Origin of the sequence: Nocardioides sp., from assembly GCF_030019515.1 — a bacterium.
Lineage (GTDB): Bacteria > Actinomycetota > Actinomycetes > Propionibacteriales > Nocardioidaceae > Nocardioides.
The window spans coordinates 312,984-333,859 of sequence record NZ_JASEEQ010000001.1 but is presented as its reverse complement, the minus strand read 5'-3'; the positions used below and the strand labels follow the sequence as shown (position 1 = coordinate 333,859).

18 protein-coding genes are annotated in these 20,876 nt (G+C 72.0%); 9 read left to right on the top strand and 9 right to left on the bottom strand.

What is annotated here, in order from left to right:
- Positions 1-168 precede the first annotated feature (168 nt).
- The 4 genes from QMC84_RS01640 to QMC84_RS01625 form a co-directional block, all read right to left on the bottom strand.
- Positions 169-456 carry a hypothetical protein gene (locus QMC84_RS01640; protein ID WP_300371102.1) on the bottom strand — a complete coding sequence of 96 codons (288 nt, stop codon included), beginning with the start codon at positions 454-456 and terminating at the stop codon, positions 169-171.
- A gap of 79 nt (positions 457-535) precedes the next feature.
- Complete coding sequence (locus QMC84_RS01635; RefSeq protein ID WP_300371101.1) at positions 536-802, bottom strand: hypothetical protein; 267 nt, start codon at positions 800-802, stop codon at positions 536-538.
- 348 nt (positions 803-1,150) lie between these two features.
- Positions 1,151-2,020 (bottom strand): sulfotransferase domain-containing protein, encoded by an 870-nt coding sequence (locus QMC84_RS01630; RefSeq protein ID WP_300371099.1) that lies wholly within the window; start codon positions 2,018-2,020, stop codon positions 1,151-1,153.
- Positions 2,021-2,090: 70 nt separating this feature from the next.
- Positions 2,091-3,440 carry a sulfatase-like hydrolase/transferase gene (locus QMC84_RS01625; protein WP_300371097.1) on the bottom strand — a complete coding sequence of 450 codons (1,350 nt, stop codon included), beginning with the start codon at positions 3,438-3,440 and terminating at the stop codon, positions 2,091-2,093.
- A gap of 578 nt (positions 3,441-4,018) precedes the next feature.
- Between QMC84_RS01625 and QMC84_RS01620 the strand changes: the two genes are divergently transcribed.
- Positions 4,019-5,584, top strand: a complete 1,566-nt coding sequence (locus QMC84_RS01620) for a peptide chain release factor 3 (RefSeq protein WP_300371095.1) — start codon at positions 4,019-4,021, stop codon at positions 5,582-5,584.
- A 33-nt stretch (positions 5,585-5,617) separates the two neighbouring features.
- On the opposite strand, the gene QMC84_RS01615 is transcribed toward QMC84_RS01620, so the two are convergent.
- Entirely contained in the window at positions 5,618-5,836 is a 219-nt protein-coding gene (locus tag QMC84_RS01615) for a hypothetical protein (protein WP_300371093.1), read from the bottom strand.
- A 46-nt stretch (positions 5,837-5,882) separates the two neighbouring features.
- A complete protein-coding gene (locus QMC84_RS01610) occupies positions 5,883-6,488 on the bottom strand; it encodes a TetR family transcriptional regulator (protein ID WP_300371091.1) in 606 nt (201 codons plus the stop codon).
- A gap of 199 nt (positions 6,489-6,687) precedes the next feature.
- Here QMC84_RS01610 and QMC84_RS01605 point away from each other — a divergent pair, with 199 nt between their 5' ends.
- The 3 genes from QMC84_RS01605 to QMC84_RS01595 are packed head-to-tail and all read left to right on the top strand — an operon-like array spanning position 6,688 to position 9,849.
- Positions 6,688-7,968 (top strand): glycosyltransferase family 4 protein, encoded by a 1,281-nt coding sequence (locus tag QMC84_RS01605; RefSeq protein ID WP_300371089.1) that lies wholly within the window; start codon positions 6,688-6,690, stop codon positions 7,966-7,968.
- On the top strand, positions 7,968-8,717 hold the full coding sequence (locus tag QMC84_RS01600) for a methyltransferase domain-containing protein (protein WP_300371087.1): 750 nt from the start codon (positions 7,968-7,970) through the stop codon (positions 8,715-8,717). Before QMC84_RS01605 ends, QMC84_RS01600 begins: the two co-directional genes overlap by 1 nt.
- The gene (locus QMC84_RS01595) at positions 8,710-9,849 is read left to right on the top strand and encodes a prenyltransferase (RefSeq protein WP_300371085.1); all 1,140 of its coding nucleotides are present in this window, start codon (positions 8,710-8,712) and stop codon (positions 9,847-9,849) included. Before QMC84_RS01600 ends, QMC84_RS01595 begins: the two co-directional genes overlap by 8 nt.
- Here QMC84_RS01595 and QMC84_RS01590 read toward each other — a convergent pair.
- Positions 9,808-10,479, bottom strand: a complete 672-nt coding sequence (locus QMC84_RS01590) for a class I SAM-dependent methyltransferase (RefSeq protein WP_300371083.1) — start codon at positions 10,477-10,479, stop codon at positions 9,808-9,810. The two genes, QMC84_RS01595 and QMC84_RS01590, sit on opposite strands and share 42 nt — an antisense overlap.
- Positions 10,480-10,616: 137 nt before the next feature.
- Between QMC84_RS01590 and QMC84_RS01585 the strand changes: the two genes are divergently transcribed.
- Complete coding sequence (locus QMC84_RS01585) at positions 10,617-12,671, top strand: acyl-CoA dehydrogenase (RefSeq protein WP_300371081.1); 2,055 nt, start codon at positions 10,617-10,619, stop codon at positions 12,669-12,671.
- Positions 12,672-12,808: 137 nt separating this feature from the next.
- On the top strand, positions 12,809-14,227 hold the full coding sequence (locus QMC84_RS01580) for a hypothetical protein (protein WP_300371079.1): 1,419 nt from the start codon (positions 12,809-12,811) through the stop codon (positions 14,225-14,227).
- Here QMC84_RS01580 and QMC84_RS01575 read toward each other — a convergent pair.
- Positions 14,224-15,486, bottom strand: a complete 1,263-nt coding sequence (locus tag QMC84_RS01575) for an alpha/beta hydrolase (protein WP_300371077.1) — start codon at positions 15,484-15,486, stop codon at positions 14,224-14,226. The two genes, QMC84_RS01580 and QMC84_RS01575, sit on opposite strands and share 4 nt — an antisense overlap.
- 160 nt (positions 15,487-15,646) lie before the next feature.
- Between QMC84_RS01575 and QMC84_RS01570 the strand changes: the two genes are divergently transcribed.
- Positions 15,647-17,101, top strand: a complete 1,455-nt coding sequence (locus tag QMC84_RS01570) for a wax ester/triacylglycerol synthase family O-acyltransferase (RefSeq protein WP_300371075.1) — start codon at positions 15,647-15,649, stop codon at positions 17,099-17,101.
- Here the strand turns inward: QMC84_RS01570 and QMC84_RS01565 are convergent.
- Positions 17,067-18,005, bottom strand: a complete 939-nt coding sequence (locus QMC84_RS01565) for an alpha/beta fold hydrolase (RefSeq protein WP_300371073.1) — start codon at positions 18,003-18,005, stop codon at positions 17,067-17,069. The two genes, QMC84_RS01570 and QMC84_RS01565, sit on opposite strands and share 35 nt — an antisense overlap.
- Before the next feature lie 81 nt (positions 18,006-18,086).
- Here QMC84_RS01565 and QMC84_RS01560 point away from each other — a divergent pair, with 81 nt between their 5' ends.
- Positions 18,087-20,327 carry an acyl-CoA dehydrogenase gene (locus QMC84_RS01560; protein ID WP_300371071.1) on the top strand — a complete coding sequence of 747 codons (2,241 nt, stop codon included), beginning with the start codon at positions 18,087-18,089 and terminating at the stop codon, positions 20,325-20,327.
- 8 nt (positions 20,328-20,335) lie between these two features.
- Positions 20,336-20,869, top strand: a complete 534-nt coding sequence (locus QMC84_RS01555) for a hypothetical protein (RefSeq protein ID WP_300371069.1) — start codon at positions 20,336-20,338, stop codon at positions 20,867-20,869.
- Positions 20,870-20,876: the final 7 nt, after the last annotated feature.

Here is a 20,876-nt window from a genome sequence, read left to right as displayed (position 1 = left end):
GTCGCGCGCGTCGCGACGGAGGCGCAGGCAGCAACGCGCCCGGCTCGCATCCCAGGCCTCGTGCCCGAACGTCACGGCCGAGCCCGAGGACAGGCTTGATGGGACACGCCGGTGAGGCTCGGTATCTGGCCCCGCGTCCCGGGTCGCGGCTGCAGCTCCGGGCGGTCCTCATCCGGCGATGACGAGCAGGACGACGAAGGCGATGAGTCCAAGACCTGCCGCAGCGAGGCCGATCAGGGCGCGGCCGTGTCCTGGCCCGCTGCGGGTGAGCAGGTAGGCGATCGGTGCTCCAACGAACCCGAGCGGAAGCCACACCAAGCCCGCGACCCTCACCCAGTGGGGCGGATTGAACCCAGCGCTCAGGCTCAGTGCGTACGTGAACACGGTTGCGGCAGCCGCCAGGAGTCCCAGCACGAGAGTGATCGTGGCGGCGTGATGCGAGACGGTGTCGCTCACGTGGGGGCGGATATCCGTAGTCAACTCGTCCATCCCCTTCGAGACCTCAGCAGGCCGGTCCACGGCTCAGTCGGCGGCGTCAGCCGGTGACCACGCCGACGAGGTACGAGGCAAGGTTGAGTCCGACGAAGCCGATGGCAATGGCCGCTCCCACGATGGCTGGCACCTTGCCGTCCGGTCGTCCGAGGCTCATGGCTTCGCGACCCTGGCGAACCGAGAGGACGCCCGGGACCACGAACACGACCACGGCGGGAGTCCCCGCGAGGAGAAGGTGCCAGAAGGCGGGGTCGCCGGTGTCGGAGCTCACCGCTGACAGGATGCCTTCACCGATGGCGAAGGCGGCCACGAAGGACACCGGGTAGAGCGCGAGAGACCACCACGCACGCCGGTACGCGCCGTCTGCACGATCGCGGTGGGCTGCGGTGCCTCTCGGCCGGGCGCCCGATCCCAGGGGTGAGGTGCTGTGGGTCGACATCGAGCGCACCTCCTTCGCGGCTCTCCCTCCAGGATGCCGCGGAGATCACGGGCGGTGTAGGGGCATTGGTCACCCTTCGCCAGGTTCCCGACCTCGCAAGCGCACATCGGCTGCTCCGGATGACAGGTCCGCCGATGACGCGTCATGAGATCGAATGCCCCTGCTGGACCCGGCAGCCAGCGTCTCTCGGCTGAGCCCGAAGCGCGGCGGAAGTGGCCTTCAGCGTTGGAGGCCGGCTTTGCGAGCGAGCCGGTCTGCGAGCTCCGATGGGGCGAGGCGCCCGTCCACGACCTGACGCGTAGGCCAGCCACTCACGTCGAGCCCCGACAGCTGGCCCAGGATCTCGAGGTCGTCGGCGTAGTGTTCGGCGAGCCGGCTGATGTCCCCGGAGGTCGGTGGGGGAGCAACCAGGTCGTCGCGAGTCGACTGGATCACCCGCAGTCGGGGCTCGCGGGAGAACGGCGCGAGGTCGAGGAACCGGGTCGTGCGGTCCAGAGCCGTCCGGTGGTCGCGCACGAGCTCGTGGAAGTCGAGAAACAGCCACTGCTCGCGCGGGAACAGCTCGAGCCCGCGCTGGACCTGTGCGCCGTACAGACCCCGGGGGATCATCGACCAGCGCCGCATCCGCAGGTGGTTCCAGCCGGGTGGGATCCGATCGAGCAGCGCGTTGCGGCTCGGACCCTGGGCCAGCTCGCTGAAGGTCGGGTAGGACCGCAGTCTCCCGAAGTACATCGCCCAGTGGGAGAAGGCCCGCTCGATCGGGTCGCGGAGGCTGGCGATCAGCCTCATGTCCTGACGGTAAGCGCGCATCCGTTCCAGGGCGTGCGGCCAGAACATGTAGGTGGGGGTGCCGTCGATCGCGACCCGGTGCCGCTCCAGCCGTGCCGGTGTCCCGTAGTGCGTGTAGTCAGGGTGGTCCCACGATCGCTTCTCGTCGTCGAAGAAATGCCACTCCTTCCGAGGCCCCGGGCACACCTCCGGGTGTTTGCGGAGCATGTCGAAGAGCGAGCTGGTCCCGGCCTTCTGGGCACCGACGATCGCCACGTTGATCGCGACGAAGGGAGCCGCCTCGCGGGGAAGCTGGTTCATACCGGGAGCCTTCGAGGCGGGATCCAGGGAGTCACCCGTGCATACCTATCAGATCTGGATGGCGACCGGTTCATCCGACGTCGGGCTGCCGGACCGTCCCGAACCGGGTCCGACAGTCCACCCCGGCGCAGTCCTTCAGCAACCTGGTGCGCCTGGCCAGCTCGGCGACCACTGCCTGGTAGGCACGGCGCCTGCCGAGGTTGACCAGCTCGAACGGGTCGTTCTTGCGGTCGTACAGCTCCACGCGCCCGGACCGGGCGTTGCGTCCGTAGGTCCACCTGTCCGTGCGTACGCCGCGGGACTTCCAGCCGTCGTCGGACCAGATGCGGGCGCGTCGCCCGGTCTGCACGAGCTGGGTGTCGCGCCAGGTCAGTGGATCGCCGCGCAGGAGTGGGGCGAACGACTCTCCGTCCACAACTCGCTCGGGGGTGACCCCGGTGAGGTCGGCGATGGTGGGGGCGATGTCGACCGAGGTGACCGGGAGGTCGGAGGTGGTCGGCCTCGCGCCGGGAACCCGGACCAGGAGCGGGACGCGGAGCGCCTCGTCGAAGAGGTAGTTCTTCTCGATGAGGCCGTGCTCGCCGAGCAGGTAGCCGTTGTCGGTGGTGAACACGATGTAGGTGTTGGACCACTCGCCGGTCCTCTTGAGGGTGTGCACGATGCTGCGCACGCCCTGGTCGACGGCTTGCAGGGACTCGATGCGGGTCTCGAACTTGTGGTTCATGGCCGGGCCGAGCAGGCGGGGGGTCGTGAACCCGCCCTTCATGCCGTGCCGCACGCCGACGCCGTACGAGGGCTTCCTCGTGGCCGGGTTGACCACCCCTGCCAGGGTGCCGCGGTGTCGCCGTGCGGGCAGCGGGTTCGTGCCTTCCCGCTCGGTGCCGCGGTCGCCGGTGAGTCGACCGTGCGGGGCGAGATCGGACGCCCAGACGTAGAACGGGGCCTTCTTGCGAGCGAACTCACGGATGTAGGAGTTGACGTAGCCGGTGACGGCGTCATCGACGTGGGTGCGACGCAGGGCTGGGTTCCCGTCGTTGAAGAACGTGGTGTGGTTGTAGGAGTAGACGCCACGGATGGACGGGTTCCAGTGGTCCCAGCCCTTGCGCGAGGCCCGGTCGGGTGCGTACTGGTTCAGGTACTTGCCGGCCATCCCGGTCTGGTAGCCCGCGTGGTGCAGCCAGCGCGCCAGCGTGTTGCCGGGGTCACGGAGCGCCGGGTAGCCGCCGTGCACGCCCCGGTTGTAGCTGACGCCGTTGTTCTGTCCGTACTGCCCGGTGACGAACTCGGCCCTCGCAGGACAGCACAGCGGGTGCGGGGAGACCGCGTCGGTGAAGGTGACCCCGTGCGCGCCGATGAGGTGGCGGGTGTACGGCATCCACCGCATCTCGTTGGTGCGCTGGTCGTCGGTGGAGATGAACACGATGTTCGGGCGACTTGGCCGGCGATCGCCGCGATCATCGGGACGGGCCGGCACGGTCGCGCCGTCTGCGCGGTCGTGGCCCTGGCCCGACGGCAAAGCATGTCCAGCAGTGGTCCGGCCGGCCGATGACGCGCCGATGCCGATGAAGGACAGGAGAAGTCCTACCAGCCCTGCGCTCACAAGAAGGCGAAGTGCGATGGCACGCACCCGTGCAGGATTCAAGACAGGACACTCGCTCGGCGAGGCGCAGCGGTTCCGCAAGCGGCCCGAGGCGGCGTGCTCGTTGTCGGCAGGCCGAAGCGTGGCAGTGGATGCACGGCGTCAGGGTATGCGGCGGGCGGCTCGGAGCAGGGCGGGATCCGGATTTCCTGAATGACCGAGCACGGCGTACGGCACGAACTGCGCAGCGTCGACCACGCCGACGGCGAAGGCTGACGCATCCAGCTGCTGCACGACCAGGACGGGGCAAGGAGCTCGGGGTCCTCGCGCGTCGCAGGCCGTCGTGGAGGCCGCGGTCGCGCTCGCGAGCGGTGCCGGGGAAGTGGGAGTCCGCCGGTCGAGCCGGTAGATTTCGCGCAGTGTCCGACACCCGCCCGCGCCGTACGTTCGCCGTCATCAGCCACCCCGACGCGGGCAAGTCCACACTGACCGAGGCGCTCGCTCTCCACGCGCGGGTGATCACCGAGGCGGGTGCCGTCCACGGCAAGGGCGAACGGCGGGCGACGGTCTCGGACTGGATGGCGATGGAGAAGGCGCGCGGCATCTCGATCACCTCGGCCGCGCTCCAGTTCGTCTTCCGTGACCACGTGATCAACCTCGTCGACACCCCGGGCCACAGCGACTTCTCCGAGGACACCTACCGCGTGCTCTCGGCCGTCGACTCCGCGGTGATGCTGGTCGACGCCGGCAAGGGCCTCGAGCCGCAGACGCTCAAGCTCTTCAAGGTCTGCGCGTTGCGCGGCATCCCGGTGATCACCGTCATCAACAAGTGGGACCGTCCGGGCCTGTCTGCCCTGGGGCTGATGGACCTGATCCAGGAGAAGATCAAGCTGCGCCCCACGCCGCTCACCTGGCCGGTCGGCGAGGCCGGCGACTTCCGCGGCGTCGTGGACCGCCGTACCGGCGAGTTCGTGAAGTACACCCGCACCGCGGGCGGCGCGACCCGGGCGCCCGAGCAGCGCCTGGTGCCCGGCATGGTCGAGGAGGCCGACGCGCACTGCTGGGCCGCCGCGGTCGAGGAGCACGAGCTGCTCACCTTGGACGGCGCGGACCACGACCAGGAGCGGTTCCTGGCCGGCGAGACCACGCCGGTCGTGTTCGCCTCGGCGCTGCAGAACTTCGGCGTCGCACAGCTGCTGGAGCTGCTGCTCGACATCGCCCCGGGCCCGGGTCCCGCCGAGGGCGTCGACGGCTCGGTGCGTCGGGTCACCGACGACTTCAGCGCGTTCGTCTTCAAGGTTCAGTCGGGCATGAACAGCGCCCACCGCGACCGGCTCGCCTACGCCCGGGTCGTCTCGGGCACGTTCGAGCGCGGCATGGTCGTCACCCACGCAGGCACCGGCCGACCCTTTCCGACCAAGTTCGCGCAGTCGGTCTTCGGCCGCGAGACGACCTCGGTCGAGACCGCCGAGGCCGGTGACATCATCGGCTTCGTCAATGCCCAGGCGCTGCGCGTCGGCGACACCGTGTACGTCGGGGAGCGCATCGAGTACCCACCCGTCCCGAGCTTCGCGCCCGAGCACTTCGTCACTGCGAGCGCCGGCGACATCGGCCGCTTCAAGCAGTTCCGCCGGGGCATCGAGCAGCTGGACCAGGAGGGCGTCGTGCAGGTGCTGCGCTCGGACCTGCGCGGTGACCAGAACCCGGTGCTGGCGGCCGTCGGCCCGATGCAGTTCGAGGTCGTCGAGGACCGGATGACCAACGAGTTCAACGCCCCGATCCGGTTCTCCCGGCTCGACTACCAGGTCGCCCGGCGCACCGACGCCGCCGGGGCCTCGACGCTGGCCGGGATGCGGGGCGTCGAGGTCCTCGGGCGCAGCGACGGCACCCACCTGGCGCTGTTCGTCGACCAGTGGCGGGCGAACGTCACCGCGCGGGACAACCCCGACATCGTGCTGGAGGCGCTGCCGGCGGGCGGGGGCTGAGGCTCAGCCTCGACCCACGGTGTCGTACGCCGGCTAGAGCTTGGACATCTTGTGGAACGGGCGCGGGATGCGAAGCGTCTGCGCGCCGAAGTCCACCATCACTGCGCCGGCGTCGACGTGGGTGACGCGACCCATGCCGTGGGTGTCGTGGGTGACGAGGTCCGCGACCTCGAACTCCGGGATGATGGGCTCAGGATCGGGTCGGAAGGGGCTGCTCGCCAGATGGCGTCGCGCCCGTGCTTGATTGGTCATCACGGCCAGTATCGCACCGCGGGCGGCCGGTGGCACCAGACAGGTGTCAGTCGCGCAGGAGCAGGCGGACCGCGACCTCGATCTGCTGGCCGGTCTCGGCGGCGGAGTTGCGGCCGGTGACCCAGCCGACGAGCGCGGAGAGCCAGACGTCGCCGATCACCTTGGCGATCGCGACGTCCTCCTCGGTGAGCTCGTCGTGGTCCTCGGGACGCATCACCCGGGTCAGCATCGAGGTCAGCAGCATGCCGACCTGGTGGATCTCGGCCTGCACCGAGGCGTCGGCGAACATGAACGCCCGGGTGAGGGCCTCGGTGAGCTTCGCGTCGCTCTGCATGCCGCGGGTGGTGCGCTTGAGGACGTTGATGACCCGGTCGGCGGTCGTGTCACCCTCGACGGGCCGGTCCCTCAGCGCCGCCTCGGTGCGCTCGAACTCGCGCTGCAGCGCCGAGACGAGCAGGTGGATCTTCGAGGGGAAGTACCGGTAGAGGGTGCCGAGGGCCACGTCGGCCTGCTCCGCGACCGCGCGCATCTGGACGGCATCGAAGCCGCCCTGGGACGCGAGCGCGATCGTCGCGTCCAGGATGCGCTTGCGCCGGTCGCGCTGGGCTGCGGAGCCCAGCTCGTCGACCGTCAGCGAGTTGGCGCTGCTCACACGGACCCCCATCTGATGGCTGTCGGAACGCCGTTGGCCCGCTGAGTCTAGTGAACCCCGACGTGACCCGCTGGTAACAGCGACTAGGCTATCAATCCGTGACCTAGAATAGGAACACGTTCCAGTTTGTCCGGCACGGCGTGTCCCACGCATCCGGCGATCTCCTCCGGCCGCCGGAGGTCCGAGAGAGAGGGTGCGGATGCGGGTCGCACTGTTGTCCTACCGGAGCAAGCCCCACTGCGGGGGGCAAGGCATCTACATCCGGCACCTCAGTCGCGAGCTGACCAACCTGGGCCACTCGGTCGAGGTGTTCTCCGGCCAGCCCTACCCCGACCTCGACGAGGGCGTGACCCTCACCAAGCTGCCCAGCCTCGACCTCTACCGCGAGCCGGACCCGTTCCGGGTGCCCAAGCTCAAGGAGTTCCGCGACCGCATCGACGTCGAGGAGTTCGCGACGATGTGCGCCGCCGGCTTCCCCGAGCCGAAGACGTTCAGCCTGCGCGCGGCCCGGGCCCTGCGCGACCGGGTCGACGACTTCGACATCGTGCACGACAACCAGGTGCTCGGCTACGGCCTGCTCGAGATCGAGAAGATGGGGCTGCCGCTGATCACCACGCTGCACCACCCGATCACCTTCGACCGGCGCATCGACATCGGCTCCACCCGCAACCCGTGGCGCAAGCTCACGCTCAGCCGCTGGTACGGCTTCTTGAGGATGCAGGGCCGGGTCGCGCGCCAGGCGCGCAGGATCATGACCCCCTCGGAGACGTCCAAGCGCGACATCGTCAAGGACTTCGGCGTCGACCCCGAACGGATGCAGGTGATCCTGCTCGGCGTCGACGACGGCTTCGTGCCGCCCACCAAGCCCCGTGTCCCCGGCCGGATCCTCGCGATGGCCAGTGCCGACGCGCCGATGAAGGGCATCTCGACGCTGCTCGAGGCGTTCGCCAAGCTGCGCACCGAGCGCGACCTCGAGCTGCTGCTCGTCACCAAGCCGACGCCGGGCGGGCGCACCGAGCGGCTCATCGACAAGCTCTCGATCGGCGACGCCGTCCGGTTCGTGCACGGCGTCAGCGACGCCGAGCTGGTCGAGCTGATGGGCTCGGCGGAGATCGCCTGCGTGCCTTCGCTCTACGAGGGCTTCTCGCTGCCGACTGCCGAGCTGATGGCCTGCGCCACCCCGCTCGTGGTCTCCCGGGCCGGGGCGATCCCCGAGGTCGTCGGCCCCGACGGGCTGTGCGCCGACCTGGTCACCCCGAGCGACGTGGGCGAGCTGACTGCCGCGATCGCCGCCCTCCTCGACGACCCCGAGCGACGGGAGCGGTACGGCGCCGCCGGCCGCCGGCGGGTCGAGGAGCTGTTCAGCTGGCGCGCGGTCGCGCAGAAGGTCGCGGCGGCATACGAGGACGTGATCGAGGACTACTGGGCCTCGACGGCTCCTGGCGTCGAGCTCGTCGAGACGACCACCGAGGAGATCTGATGCTCACCGTCGACTTCGACCGGCTCGGCCTGCGCCCGGGCGAGCGCGTCCTCGACATGGGTGCCGGCGGCGGGCGGCACGCGTTCGAGATGTACCGCCGCGGCGCCGACGTCGTCGCCTTCGACATGGACGCCGACGAGCTGGCCGGCGTCCTGGAGATCTTCGGCGCGATGAAGGAGAACGGCGAGGTGCCCGAGGGCGCCGAGGCCGACATCAAGCAGGGCGACGCCCTGCAGCTGCCGTTCGCCGACGGCGAGTTCGACCGGATCGTCGCGGCCGAGGTGCTTGAGCACATCCACCAGGACGTGGACGCCATCAAGGAGCTGGTCCGGGTGCTGCGGCCCGGCGGCACGCTGGCCGTCTCGGTGCCCCGCTGGCTGCCCGAGGTCATCAACTGGCGGCTCTCCGACGACTACCACAACGCCCCGGGCGGCCACATCCGGATCTACACCGACCACGAGCTGATCGACAAGGTCACCAAGGCCGGGCGCTACAACGACGGCAACCCCGGCGACGCCATGGTCTTCGAGGGCAAGGACTACGCCCACGGCCTGCATGCGCCGTACTGGTGGATCAAGTGCGCGGTCGGCGTGACCAACGACGACCACGTCCTCGCCCGGACCTACCACAAGCTCCTGGTGTGGGAGATCATGAAGCAGCCCAAGGCGCTCCAGCTGGCCGGCCGGGTCCTCGACCCGCTGATCGGCAAGAGCATGGTCCTCTACTTCCGCAAGCCGGCCGATGACTGATCCGCTGGCTCGGATCCCGTACGTCGACGGCATCATCAGCGCCGCGCAGGTCGCCGAGACCGCGGCCTCGATCGCCGCGATGCAGGAGGACTGCGGCTCGGTGCCGTGGACGACCGGCGAGCACACCGACGTGTGGAACCACGTCGAGGCAGCCATGGCGATGCTGGTCGGCGGCCAGGTCGAGGCCGCCGAGCGCGCCTACGCCTGGGTCCCCACGGTGCAGCGCGCCGACGGCTCGGTGCCGATGAAGATCGTGAACGGCGTGGTCGAGGACCCGCGCGGCGAGGTCAACATGTCGGCGTACCTCGCCGTCGGCGTCTGGCACCACTGGCTGGTGCGCCGCGACGTCCGCTTCGTCCAGCAGTACTGGCCGACGGTGCGCTCCGCGCTCGACTGGGTCGTCTCCCAGCAGCTCCCGTTCGGCGGCATCAACTGGACCCCCACCGAGTCCTTCGCGCTGCTGGCCGGCTGCTCGAGCATCTACCACTCGCTGCGGGCCGGCGTCGCGCTCGCCGACCTGCTCGACGACCCCCAGCCGGAGTGGGAGCTCGCCGGCGGGCGCCTCGGGCACGCGCTGCGCGAGCACCGCGACCTGTTCGCCGACAAGTCGACGTACTCCATGGACTGGTACTACCCGGTGCTCGGCGGCGCCGTGCGCGGTCGCGACGCGCTCGAGGTCCTGGAGGCCCGGTGGGACGCGTTCGTGGTGCCCGGCATGGGCATCCGCTGCGTCGACACCAACCCCTGGGTGACCGGGGCCGAGACCTGCGAGCTCGCGATGGCGCTCGACGGCCTCGGCGACCACCGGCGCGCCCTGACCTTGCTGGGCGACATGCAGCACCTGCGCGGCGAGGACGGCAGGTACTGGACCGGCTGGGTCTACGGCGACGGGTCGACCGTCGTCCCCGAGGGCGAGCCGCGCGACGTGTACTGGCCGGTGGAGTGCACCACCTACACGGCCGCGGCGGTCATCCTCGCGGTCGACGCGCTCGGCGAGGTGGCCGGCCACAGCACCGCCGGCTCGGGCATCTACCGGGGCACCTCGCTGGCGCCGCACTTCACCGAGCTCGCGCTCGAGTGCGGGTGCCCGTCAGCCGACGACCTGTCCCGCCTCGCCGGCGGTGCGGCGTAGCACCCGCATCGACCCCAGCGCCTCCACCTCGGTGAAGGCACCGCTCTCCAGCGCGCGCAGGAACACGTGGTACGGCGGCTGCCCGCCGTCGGCCGGGTCCGGGAAGACGTCGTGGATCACCAGCAGGCCGTCGCGCATGACCCAGTGCGCCCAGCCGGTGTAGTCGTTCTGGGCGTGCTCCTCGGCGTGCCCGCCGTCGATGAACAGCATCGACACCGGCGTGCGCCAGTGGGCGCTCACCGTCGTGCTGCGCCCGACGATCGCGACGACCCGGTCCTCGAGCCCGGCGCGGGCCAGCGTGCGGCGGAAGACCGGAAGCGTGTCCATCAGGCCGAACTCGTCGTCGACCAGCGAGGAGTCGTGGTGCTCCCACCCGGCCTGGTTCTCCTCCGAGCCGCGGTGGTGGTCGACGGTGAACACGACCGCCTGGGGTCCGCCCACCTCGCGAGCCGCGGCGCCGAGATAGATCGCGGACTTGCCGCAGTAGGTCCCGACCTCGAGCGCCGGGCCGTGGGGGAGCCGGTCGAGCGCCACCCGGTGCAGCAGCAGGCCCTCGTCCTCGGGCATGAACCCCTTGGCGGCCACCGCGTGCCTCAGCCAGTCGGGCGGGTCGGCGGGCATCTCGGTCATGGGTCCCGAGTCTAGTAGGATTGGAACACGTTCTAGTTCTGCGCCTCGCCGCTGGCCGAGGCGCGAGCGCAGAGCGCTTGTCCTGAGGTGCGAGCGAAGCGAGCCTCGAAGGAAGCCCGGAACCAAGGCGGTGGAGCATGTCGATCGGGATCTCCGACGAGCACGTCGAGCTGGCGTCCAGCCTGCGCAAGTGGGCTGCGGACCTGAGGGGCCGCGAGCTGGCGCGCGCTGCCGAGGAGGACGAGGCGGCGACGTTCGGCACCGCCTGGGCCGCCCTGACCGAGATGGGCGTGCCCACGATCGGGCTGCCCGAGTCCGCCGGCGGCGGGGGCGGCACGACGCTCGACGTGGCCGTGGCGCTGGAGGCCTGCGGGCACGAGCTCGTGCCGGGACCGCTGCTCGGCCCCGCGGTCGCGGCCCTGGTCCTCGGGGAGCGGCTGCCCGCGGACGCCGTCGTCGGGATCGCCCTCGGCGAGGTGGCGTGGGACGCGCCGTCGGCCACCCACGTGCTCGTGGGGCTGGAGGACGGCTGGCGGCTGCTGCCCCGCGACGCCGTGGAGCTCACCCCGGCGCCGGGGCTGGACCTGAGCCGCCGGCCCGGTCGCCTGCGCGTGCTCGACGGGTCCGCCGGCGACCGCGTCGAGACCAGCACCGACGACGTACGCCGCGCGGTCGTGACCCTGGCCGCCGCCGAGGCCGCCGGAGTCGCGCGGTGGTGCCTGGCGACCGCGGTGGAGTACGCGAAGGTGCGCGAGCAGTTCGGGCAGCGGATCGGCAGCTTCCAGGCGATCAAGCACCTGTGCGCGGAGATGCTGGAGACCGCCGAGTCCGTGACCGCGGCGGCCTGGGACGTGGCGGTCGCCGCGTCCGGCGACGACGAGCAGTGGACGTTCGCGGCCGACGTCGCCGCCGCCGTCGCCTTCGACGGCGCCGTCGAGGTCGCGAAGTCGTGCCTCCAGGTGCTCGGCGGCATCGGCTTCACCTTCGAGCACGACGTCCACCTGTACCTGCGCCGGGCGATCGCCCTGCGCGCGCTGGTGGGCGACAGCGACGCCGCGGCCGACCGGCTCACGAGCGCCGCCGTCGCCGGCGTGCGGCGGCGGGTCGAGCTCGACCTCGAAGGCCGCGACGACGCGGTCCGTGACGAGGTCCGTGCCACCGTCGAGCGGATCGCGGCGCTGCCGGCCGAGGAGCGGCGCGCGGCGTTCGTCGAGAGCGGCTACCTCACCCCGCACTGGCCGGCGCCGTACGGGCTCGGCGCCGACCCGGTCACGCAGATCGTGATCGACCAGGAGCTCGCCCGCGCCGGGCTGACCCGCCCCGACATCGTCATCGCCGGCTGGGCGCTGCCGACGATCCTCGAGCACGGCACCGACGAGCAGCGGGAGCGGTTCGTGACGCCGTCGCTGCTCGGCGACCTGGTGTGGTGCCAGCTGTTCTCGGAGCCCGGCGCCGGCTCGGACCTCGCCTCGCTGCGCACCCGCGCCGAGAAGGTCGAGGGCGGCTGGCGACTGACCGGCCAGAAGGTCTGGAACTCGGTGGCCGAGCGGGCCGACTGGGGGATCTGCCTGGCCCGCACCGACCCGGACGCGCCCAAGCACCGGGGCATCACCTACTTCCTCGTCGACATGAGGAACAGTCCCGGCATCGACGTCCGGCCGTTGCGTGAGATCACCGGGAAGGCGCTGTTCAACGAGGTGTTCCTCGACGACGTGTTCGTGCCCGACGAGATGGTGGTCGGCGGCGTCGACGACGGGTGGCGGCTCGCCCGCACCACGCTGGCGACCGAGCGGGTCGCGATGGCGACCAGCCGGCTCAGCACCAGCACCGAGCGGGCCGTCGAGCTGGCGGCCGCCGGAGTGACGGCCGCGCAGCGGGTCGCGGTCGGGCACTCGATCGCGCTGGCCACCGTCTGCTCGCTGCTCGGCGTGCGCTCGACGCTGCGCTCGCTCGCCGGCCAGGGGCCCGGCGCGGAGTCGAGCGTGGCCAAGCTGCTCGGCGTACGCAACCGGCAGGACGGCGCCGAGCTGGTCGTCTCCCTCCACGGCGACCGTGCGGTGCTCGGCGACGACGACGCGGTCCGGACGGACGTCTGGGAGCTGCTCAACACCCGGTGCCTCTCGATCGCGGGCGGTACGACGCAGATCCTGCGCAACGTCGCCGGCGAGCGGATCCTCGGCCTGCCGCGCTGAACGGCCCGCGCGGGACCCCCGTGGAAGTCAATCCCTCCTTCGGGGGTATGTGGTTGTGGATCCGAGGCGCACACTGGATCCGAGGCGCACACTGGAGGAGCCCGCGCCGCCGACGGAGGGATGAGGACGCCGTACCCATGCACGCCATCCGGACCGTTCGACTGGCCGCCGGCGCGGTCGCCACCCTGGCGACCGTCGCCGCGGTCGCCGCGTCGTCGCCCGGCGGTGGCCCGGCCGCCGGACCCGGTCCGGCGCGGGACGTGGTGATCGCCGTCGACTCCGGGGCCGGTGCGCCGGTCGTCACCCCGTCGTCGACCCAGACGCGGCAGGTCGCCCACGAGCCCCGGGGCGATCGGGTGATGACGACCGCGGCGCTCGCGCACCTCGACATCCCGGTCGAGGCGGTCGGCGCCTACCGGTCCGCCGCCGCGGTGATGCGCGAGGTCGACCCCGGGTGCGGGCTGTCCTGGACGCTGCTGGCGGCGATCGGCCGGGTCGAGTCCGACCACGGCCGCTACGCCGGCGCCGCCCTCGGCTCGGACGGGGTGTCCGCCCCGCTGATCCGCGGCGTCGCCCTCGACGGCACCGGGCCGGTCGCCCGGGTGCGCGACACCGATGCCGGCACCGTCGACGGCGACCGGCGCTGGGACCGCGCGGTCGGGCCGATGCAGTTCCTGCCCAGCACCTGGGCGGCGGTGGGCGTGGATGCGGACGGTGACGGGCTCCGCTCGGCCGACGACCTCGACGACGCCGCACTCGGCGCCGCCGTGTTCCTGTGCGCGGCGCCCGGCGAGCTCGACACCCGGTCCGGACGGCGCACCGCGGTGCTGCGCTACAACCCCTCGGCGGCGTACGCCCGCGACGTGCTCGCGGCCGAGCGCGCCTACCGGGCCGGCGACTACGCGCTGCCGGTGCCGACGACGTACGGCGACGCCCCGCTCGTGGTGCGTGCCCTCGGTCCGCTCACCGGCCAGGCGACTCCCGCCGGTCCCGAGGCGGCCGACCCGGAGCACGGCGCGCCGCACGCCGATCAGGGCACCCACGGGCACCCGGTCGAGCCGGTCGGCCCCGGCCCCGGGCACGCCCCGACGAGCGGCCCGACAGCCGACCCGACGACCGACCCCGCGGACGACCCGACGACGGAGCCCTCGGCCGACCCGAACGCCGCGGCCCCCGAGCCCACGCCGGACCCCACTGACCCCACTGACCCCACTGACCCGACTGACCCGACGGCCGAGCCCGCCGCGACCGAGGAGCTCACCGGGACCCTGCAGGCCTGCGGGACCGAGGACGAGCCCGCCTGGTGCCTCGACGACCTCGTCCTCGAGGTCGGCGACGACGAGGTGCTCGCGACCACCGCGCTCGCGGACTTCGACGCCGACGGCACGGTCGAGACCAACGCCGAGGAGCTGGCCGGCCTGGCCGACACCGAGGTGACCGTGACCGTGACGGTCCCGGCGACCAACGACGAGGATCCCGCGCTGGTCGCGATCGGCGAGGACGCCTACCGCCCCGAGGCCCCGCCGGCTCCCGCCGAGCCGGAGGGTAGGAGCTAGTCTCCGCCGGCTCCCGAGGTCGGGGCGGGGACGCCGTGCTCGCGGCGCCAGCCGTTCCAGTGCCACTGCAGGTAGCGATCGATGGCGCGGACCACGTGCTGGCTGCGGATCGAGGGGAACACGTCGAACGCGTGCTGGGCGCCGGGCAGCTCGGCGTAGACCACGGTCGCGCCGGAGACCTCGCGGAGCCGCTGGACGAACAGTCGCGCCTGCTCCACCGACACCAGCGAGTCGTGGGCGCCGTGCAGCACGAAGAAGTCGGGTGCGTCCTTGCCCACCCGGAGCAGCGGTGTGCCGGCCTCGAAGACCTCCGGGTCGTCGGCCCAGCTGCGCCTGACCACCCGCGGCGCCAGGAACTGGTCGCGCATCTGCTCGGCGCTGCGCAGGCCCGTGCAGCCGGCGAAGTCGTAGACGCCGTAGTGGGGGACCGCCACCGCGACGCTGGTGTCCGCGCCCTCGAAGCCGGGCTGGTACGCCGGGTCGTTCGCGGTCACGGCGGCCAGGGCGGTGAGGTGCCCGCCGGCCGAGCCGCCGGTGATGGCGATGTAGTCCGGGTCGCCGCCGTACTCCTCGATGTGCTCGCGGATCCAGGCGATCGCCCGCTTGACGTCCACGATCTGCGCCGGGAACGGGTCGCGGGGGGCGAGGCGGTAGTTGATCGCGACGCAGACCCAGCCCTTCGCGGCGAGGTGGTGCATCAGCGGGATGCCCTGCTGGTCCTTGTTGCCGATCGTCCAGCCGCCGCCGTGGACCTGGAGCAGGACCGGGGCTCCGGTCACCGCGCCCTCGGCGGGCCGGTACACGTCCAGCAGACCGCGCTTGCCGTGCTCGGGGGCGTAGGCGACGTTCTTGTCGACCCGGACCGCGAGGTCGCGCATCCGGAACGGGTTGACCAGCCGGCGCCACGGCACCGCGAGCTCGGCGGGGGTGGGCTTGGCGTCCAGCTGCTCGATGTAGTCGTAGCCGAGGCCCTCGACCAGGGCGTCCTCGGCCTCGGTGCGCACCCGGCGTGCCTGGTCGACCAGGAAGGCCTGCCCGGCGAGGTTGGCCGCTGCCAGCGCCAGCCCGGCACGGCTGCGCCGGCGCCGGCGTACGTGCGCGGCGGTGTCCGCGGCGGTCAGCGCCATCAGGTGCGGCGCCAGCTCCGTGGTCAGCCAGCCGGCGGCGAACGAGGGGATCGCGACCCGGAAGCCCGGCACCGGGCGGATCGCGTTCGCGGTCAGGGCGGCGGTCACGAGCTGGCGGCGAAGGAACGACATGCGACCACGGTAGAACGGGTTCGGGATGGGCCCGGTGGCGTCGAGGGCGACTTCCGGACGTTCGTGGACGAGACGTCCGTCACACGTCGCCCGTACGGTGGGTATGTCGTTAGCAGTGTCGAACGCGTTCCACATCCGCCTCGAAGAGAGCAACCACCACATGGACCGTCTGTCGGGGCTCGACGCGAGCTTCCTCTACCTCGAGACCCCCGCGCAGCTCATGCACGTGTGCGGCGTGATCGTGCTCGACCCGAGCACGATGCCCGGCGGCTACTCCTTCGAGACCCTCCGCGACCACCTCGAGGCCGGGGTGCGCGACGTCCCGACGTTCACCCGCAAGGTCCGCAAGGTGCCGCTCGGCCTCGACCACCCGATCTGGGTGCAGGACCGGCACTTCGCCATCGACCGGCACGTGCACCGCCTCGCGCTGCCGGCGCCGGGCGGGTACCGCGAGCTCACCGAGCTCACCGGCCACCTGGCGGGGCTGCCGCTGGACCGCTCCCGGCCGCTGTGGGAGATGTGGGTGATCGAGGGCTACCGCCCCGACAGCGGTGAGGACGCCGTGGTGGTCTTCTCGAAGATGCACCACGCGACCGTCGACGGTGTCTCCGGCTCGAACCTGATCTCCCACCTGTGCAGCCTCGAGCCGGACGCCGAGCCGATGGCGCCGGGCGACCCCAGCTCGGCCGGACACGAGCCGGGCCAGGGCGAGCTGCTCGGCCGCGCCGTGCTGAGCAACCTCACCCGGCCGCTGAACGCCGTACGCCTGGTGACGCCGTCCGTGCAGCTCGTGACGAGGACGATCGGCCGGGCCCGGGCCGGCACCGCCATGGCCGCGCCGTTCTCGGCCCCGCGGACGTCGTTCAACGGCACGATCACCGGGCACCGCGCGATCGCGCTGGCCGACATGGACCTCGAGGACGTCCGCCAGGTCAAGAACGCCACCGGCACGACGGTCAACGACGTCGTGCTCGCCGTGGCCGGGGGCGCCCTGCGCTCCTACCTCGACAACCGCGGTGAGCTGCCGGCCACCTCGCTGCTGGCGACGGTGCCCGTCTCCGTGCGCGAGCAGTCCCGCCACGCCACCGGCGCCAACAAGGTCTCGGCCCTGTTCGCGAAGCTCGGCACCGACACCGAGGACCCCCTCGAGCGGCTGCACGACCTCGCCGAGCGCAACCGGTTCGCCAAGGAGCACCACTCCGCGATCAGCGCCGACTCGCTCCAGGACTGGGCGGAGTTCGCGGCCCCGCGCACGTTCGGCCTGGCGATGCGCGCGTACGCCGGCCTGCGGCTGGCCGAGCGGCACCCGGTCGTGCACAACCTGGTGATCTCCAACGTGCCCGGGCCGCCCATGCCGCTGTACTTCATGGGCGCCGGGATCGTGGCGCTCTACCCGCTCGGCCCGGTCTTCCACGGCGCCGGGCTGAACATCACCGTGATGTCCAACAACGGCCGGATCCACGTCGGGATCATCGCGTGCCGCGAGTCGATGCCCGACGTCGATGACCTGGTCCGGCGCTTCCCGGCCGAGCTCGCCGCGCTGAAGGCCGCCCTCGTCGAGGCTCAGGCGCCGACGCCGGTCAAGCCGACCCGGAAGCGCGCCGGCGCCCGCTGAGTCGGCGGACGTCCCCGCGCCGGGCGTTGACCGTGTCGACCGCCTCGAGCAGGGCGGGCACGAACCGCTCGGACTCGAGCACGCACGAGGCGTGGCCCGCGTCGATGTCGTGGACGGTCGCGCCGGGGATCCGCCGCGCGAGCGCGATCTGGTTGTCCGGAGGGAGGACCTTGTCGCGCATCGTCACCACGACCGCGGTCGGTACGTCGATCCGGCCCAGCCAGGGCCGCGAGTGGTGCCGGCCCAGCGCGGCGACCGCCTGGCCGACCGCCCACGGGCTGGTGGAGCGGAACTCCCCGAGCACCCAGTCGTGCATGTCCTCGGGGAACAGCTCGAGCGCGCGGCCGGCCTGCCGGGACGCCCGCACTGCCGTCCGGGACCGGGAGACCCCGCGGGCCCCGGCCATGGCGATCTCCAGGCCCTGGTGGAAGAGCCGCTCGGGGATCGTGGAGCGGAACCGGTCGGTGGTCGCGCAGAGCACCAGGCCGTCGATCCTGTCGGGGTGCTGGCGCCAGACCCGCTGGGCGATGATCGAGCCCATCGAGAACCCGGCGACGATCACGTCGCGCAGCTCCAGCGCGTCGATCAGTGCGGCCACGTCGTCGGCGCAGTCGTGGAGGGAGAGCTCCGGGGACTGGATGCCGCGGCCGTGCCACCGCTGGTCCAGCGTCACGACCCGGTAGCGACGGGAGAGCGGCTCGATCGAGGGGAACCAGGTCAGCAGCCCGGTGCACCCCACGGCGTGCAGCAGCAGCACGGTGGGGGAGTCGGGGCTCGGTCCGGGCGTGTCGGTGACGTACGTCGTCCCCCGTCCCGGCAGCTCGAGCACCTCGCCGGCCGGGATCCGGGCGTGCGGGACGTGGTAGCGGCGGCGCACCAGCGCGCCGGGCGACAACGGGTTCACCCTCGGGCCTCTCGCAGACGTTCCTCTGTAGAGTAGAACAGGTTACAGTTTCGCTCGTCAGTACCCGAGAACCAGCAGGAGATGCGCGTGGGGCAGGACGGTTGGGCCGACGTCGACACGGCGGGCGCCGAGGCTGCGGAGGCTGCGGAGGCCGTGCGCTCGGTGGTGATCGAGGCGCTCGAGCGCGCCGGGGAGGCTCTGTACGACGAGGGGGGCGACGCGACCTGGCGGGCACTCGCCTCCGCGGGTCTGCTCGCGCTCGCGGTCCCCGCGGAGCAGGGTGGCGAGGGGCTCGGCCTGCCCGAGGTCGCCGTGCTGCTGCGCGAGACCGGCGTGCGCGCCGTCCAGCTGCCGGTGTGGGAGACGCTGTGCTGCGGCGCCCTGACGCTCGCCGCGGCCGGCTCCGCGGAGCAGCGCCAGGTCCTGCTTCCCGGCGTGGCGGCGGGCGAGAAGCTGCTCACCCCCGCCCTGCGCGAGGTCGGCGCCGGCATCCCCGACCGGCCGGCGACGTCGTACGCCGAGGGCCGCGTCACGGGACGCAAGATCGGCGTCACGTACGCCGACCGCGCGGCCCGGCTGCTGGTGAGCGTGACGGCCGGCGACCGCCCGGCGGTCGCGCTGGTCGACCCGCACGGCCCGGGCGTGCGGCTGCTCGAGTCGCCGTCGTCGACGCACGCCCCCCAGCACACGGTCGTCCTGGACGGCGCGCCGGCGGAGCTGCTCGAGGGCCCGGACGCGGCCCGCATCCTGAACCGGCTCGCCGTGGCGGGCCTGTGCCTGACCGCGGCCGGCGTGGTGGCCGGGGCCCGCGACCTGACCGCGTCGTACATCAAGGGACGCACCCAGTTCGGCCGCGCGCTGGCGGAGTTCCAGGCGGTCGCGATGCAGGCCGCCGACGTCTATATCGCCTCGCGGACCCTCGACCTGGCGGCGCAGAACGTCGCCTGGCGGGTCGCCCGCGACCTCGACGTGACCGATGACCTCGCGGTCGCGGCGTACTGGGTCTGCCGCGAGGCACCCGCCGCGATGCGCACCTGCCACCACCTGCACGGCGGCATGGGCGTCGACATCACCTACCCGATGCACCGCTACTTCTCCTGGGTCACCGACATCGCGCACGCGCTCGGCGGCCGGCCCGAGGACGTGGTCATCGAGGACCCGACCACCAAGAACCTCGAGCTCAGCGCCGACCAGCGGGCGCTGAAGGCCCGGCTGCGCGACTACTTCACCGGGCTGGCCGGCCGCGACGAGCACGAGGAGATCGGGGTCGATCGTCACGGGGAGGCCTACCAGCGGGTGATCCGCCAGCTGGGCGCCGACGGCTGGATGGGCATCGGCTGGCCGCAGGAGTACGGCGGCCACGGGCTCGGCGAGATCGAGCAGACGATCTTCGCCAACGAGGCGCAGCGCGCCGACGTGCACCTGCCGGCGGTCACGCTGCAGACCGTCGGCCCCACGCTGATCAGGTACGGCACCCCGAAGCAGAAGGACCTGTTCCTCAAGCGGATCCTGGCCGGCGACGTGCACTTCGCGATCGGCTACAGCGAGCCGGACGCCGGCACCGACCTGGCCTCGCTGCGGACCACCGCCCGGCGCGACGGCGATCACTACGTGGTCAACGGCCAGAAGCTCTGGACCACCGGTGGGCACCAGGCCGACTACGTGTGGCTGGCCTGCCGCACCGACCCGGACGCGCCCAAGCACAAGGGCATCTCGATCCTGATCGTCGACACCCGCGACCCCGGCTACTCCTGGACGCCGATCATCACCGCGGACGGCTCGCACCACGTGAACGCGACGTACTTCAACGACGTGCGGGTGCCCGTGGACATGCTCGTCGGCGAGGAGAACCAGGGCTGGAAGCTGATCACCACCCAGCTCAACCACGAGCGCGTCATGCTCGGCCCGGCCGGGCGCCTCGAGGGGCTGCGCGACCGGGTCGCGGAGTGGGCGACCAAGGCGGGTGTCATCGACCGGCCCGAGGTGCGCCGCACGATCGGCGAGGTGACCGCGGTCTTCCGCGTCAACGAGCTGCTCAACTGGGAGGTCGCCCGCGCGGCCGCGGTCGGCGAGATCTCGGTGGGCGACGCCTCCTCGTCGAAGGTGTTCGCCGCCGACGAGGTGCAGCACCTCGCCGCCGACCTCGTCGACGTCGTGCACCGGTACGGCGACCCCTCGGACGACGAGACGGCCTACCTGATGGGCTACCTGGACGCTCAGGCCAAGCGCAACCTGGTGCTGACCTTCGGCGGCGGCGTGCAGGAGGTGCAGCGCGAGCTGATCGCGATGTTCGGGCTCGGCCTGCCCCGGGTGCCCCGATGAACCACCCGATGAGTCAGCCCACGGAGGTCGAGACCGGCCGCCACGAGCGGATCATGGCCGAGGCCGAGCGGATCGAGGCGCTCGGCGAGGCCTCGGAGTCGATCGCGCCGTACCCCGTCAACCAGGCCACCATCGGCACCTGGCTGGATGCGATGGGCTACGACAACCAGCGGTTCCGCAGCGGCGAGGCGCCGCCGTCGATGGCCCAGGTGTGGACGATGCCCGGCCTGGGCCGCAAGCGCCCGCCGGAGGACCCGCTGAGCCGGATGACCGAGGTCCTCACCGGCGAGGGCTACACCGCGGTGCTGGGCACCAACTGCGAGCAGACCTACGAGCGCTACCTGCGGGTCGGCGAGCAGCCGCGCGTCACCAGCGCGCTGGACTCCGTGGTCGGACCCAAGCGGACGGCGATGGGCGAGGGGTACTTCGTGACCTCGCGCAACACCTGGTACGTCGACCACCCCGACGGCTCCAGCGAGGTCGTGGCGACGATGCTGTTCCGGGTGCTCAAGTTCATCCCGAAGGAGGCGCACGGTGGTTGAGGTGCGT

Excerpts from the sequence above, each read along its gene's own strand:
- QMC84_RS01630 (WP_300371099.1), bottom strand. The coding sequence starts at position 2,020 with ATGAACCAGCTTCCCCGCGAGGCGGCTCCCTTCGTCGCGATCAACGTG.
- QMC84_RS01615 (WP_300371093.1), bottom strand. The coding sequence starts at position 5,836 with ATGACCAATCAAGCACGGGCGCGACGCCATCTGGCGAGCAGCCCCTTC.
- QMC84_RS01605 (WP_300371089.1), top strand. The coding sequence starts at position 6,688 with ATGCGGGTCGCACTGTTGTCCTACCGGAGCAAGCCCCACTGCGGGGGG.
- QMC84_RS01600 (WP_300371087.1), top strand. The coding sequence starts at position 7,968 with ATGCTCACCGTCGACTTCGACCGGCTCGGCCTGCGCCCGGGCGAGCGC.
- QMC84_RS01595 (WP_300371085.1), top strand. The coding sequence starts at position 8,710 with ATGACTGATCCGCTGGCTCGGATCCCGTACGTCGACGGCATCATCAGC.
- QMC84_RS01590 (WP_300371083.1), bottom strand. The coding sequence starts at position 10,479 with ATGACCGAGATGCCCGCCGACCCGCCCGACTGGCTGAGGCACGCGGTG.
- QMC84_RS01585 (WP_300371081.1), top strand. The coding sequence starts at position 10,617 with ATGTCGATCGGGATCTCCGACGAGCACGTCGAGCTGGCGTCCAGCCTG.
- QMC84_RS01580 (WP_300371079.1), top strand. The coding sequence starts at position 12,809 with ATGCACGCCATCCGGACCGTTCGACTGGCCGCCGGCGCGGTCGCCACC.
- QMC84_RS01575 (WP_300371077.1), bottom strand. The coding sequence starts at position 15,486 with ATGTCGTTCCTTCGCCGCCAGCTCGTGACCGCCGCCCTGACCGCGAAC.
- QMC84_RS01570 (WP_300371075.1), top strand. The coding sequence starts at position 15,647 with ATGGACCGTCTGTCGGGGCTCGACGCGAGCTTCCTCTACCTCGAGACC.
- QMC84_RS01560 (WP_300371071.1), top strand. The coding sequence starts at position 18,087 with ATGCGCGTGGGGCAGGACGGTTGGGCCGACGTCGACACGGCGGGCGCC.
- QMC84_RS01555 (WP_300371069.1), top strand. The coding sequence starts at position 20,336 with ATGAGTCAGCCCACGGAGGTCGAGACCGGCCGCCACGAGCGGATCATG.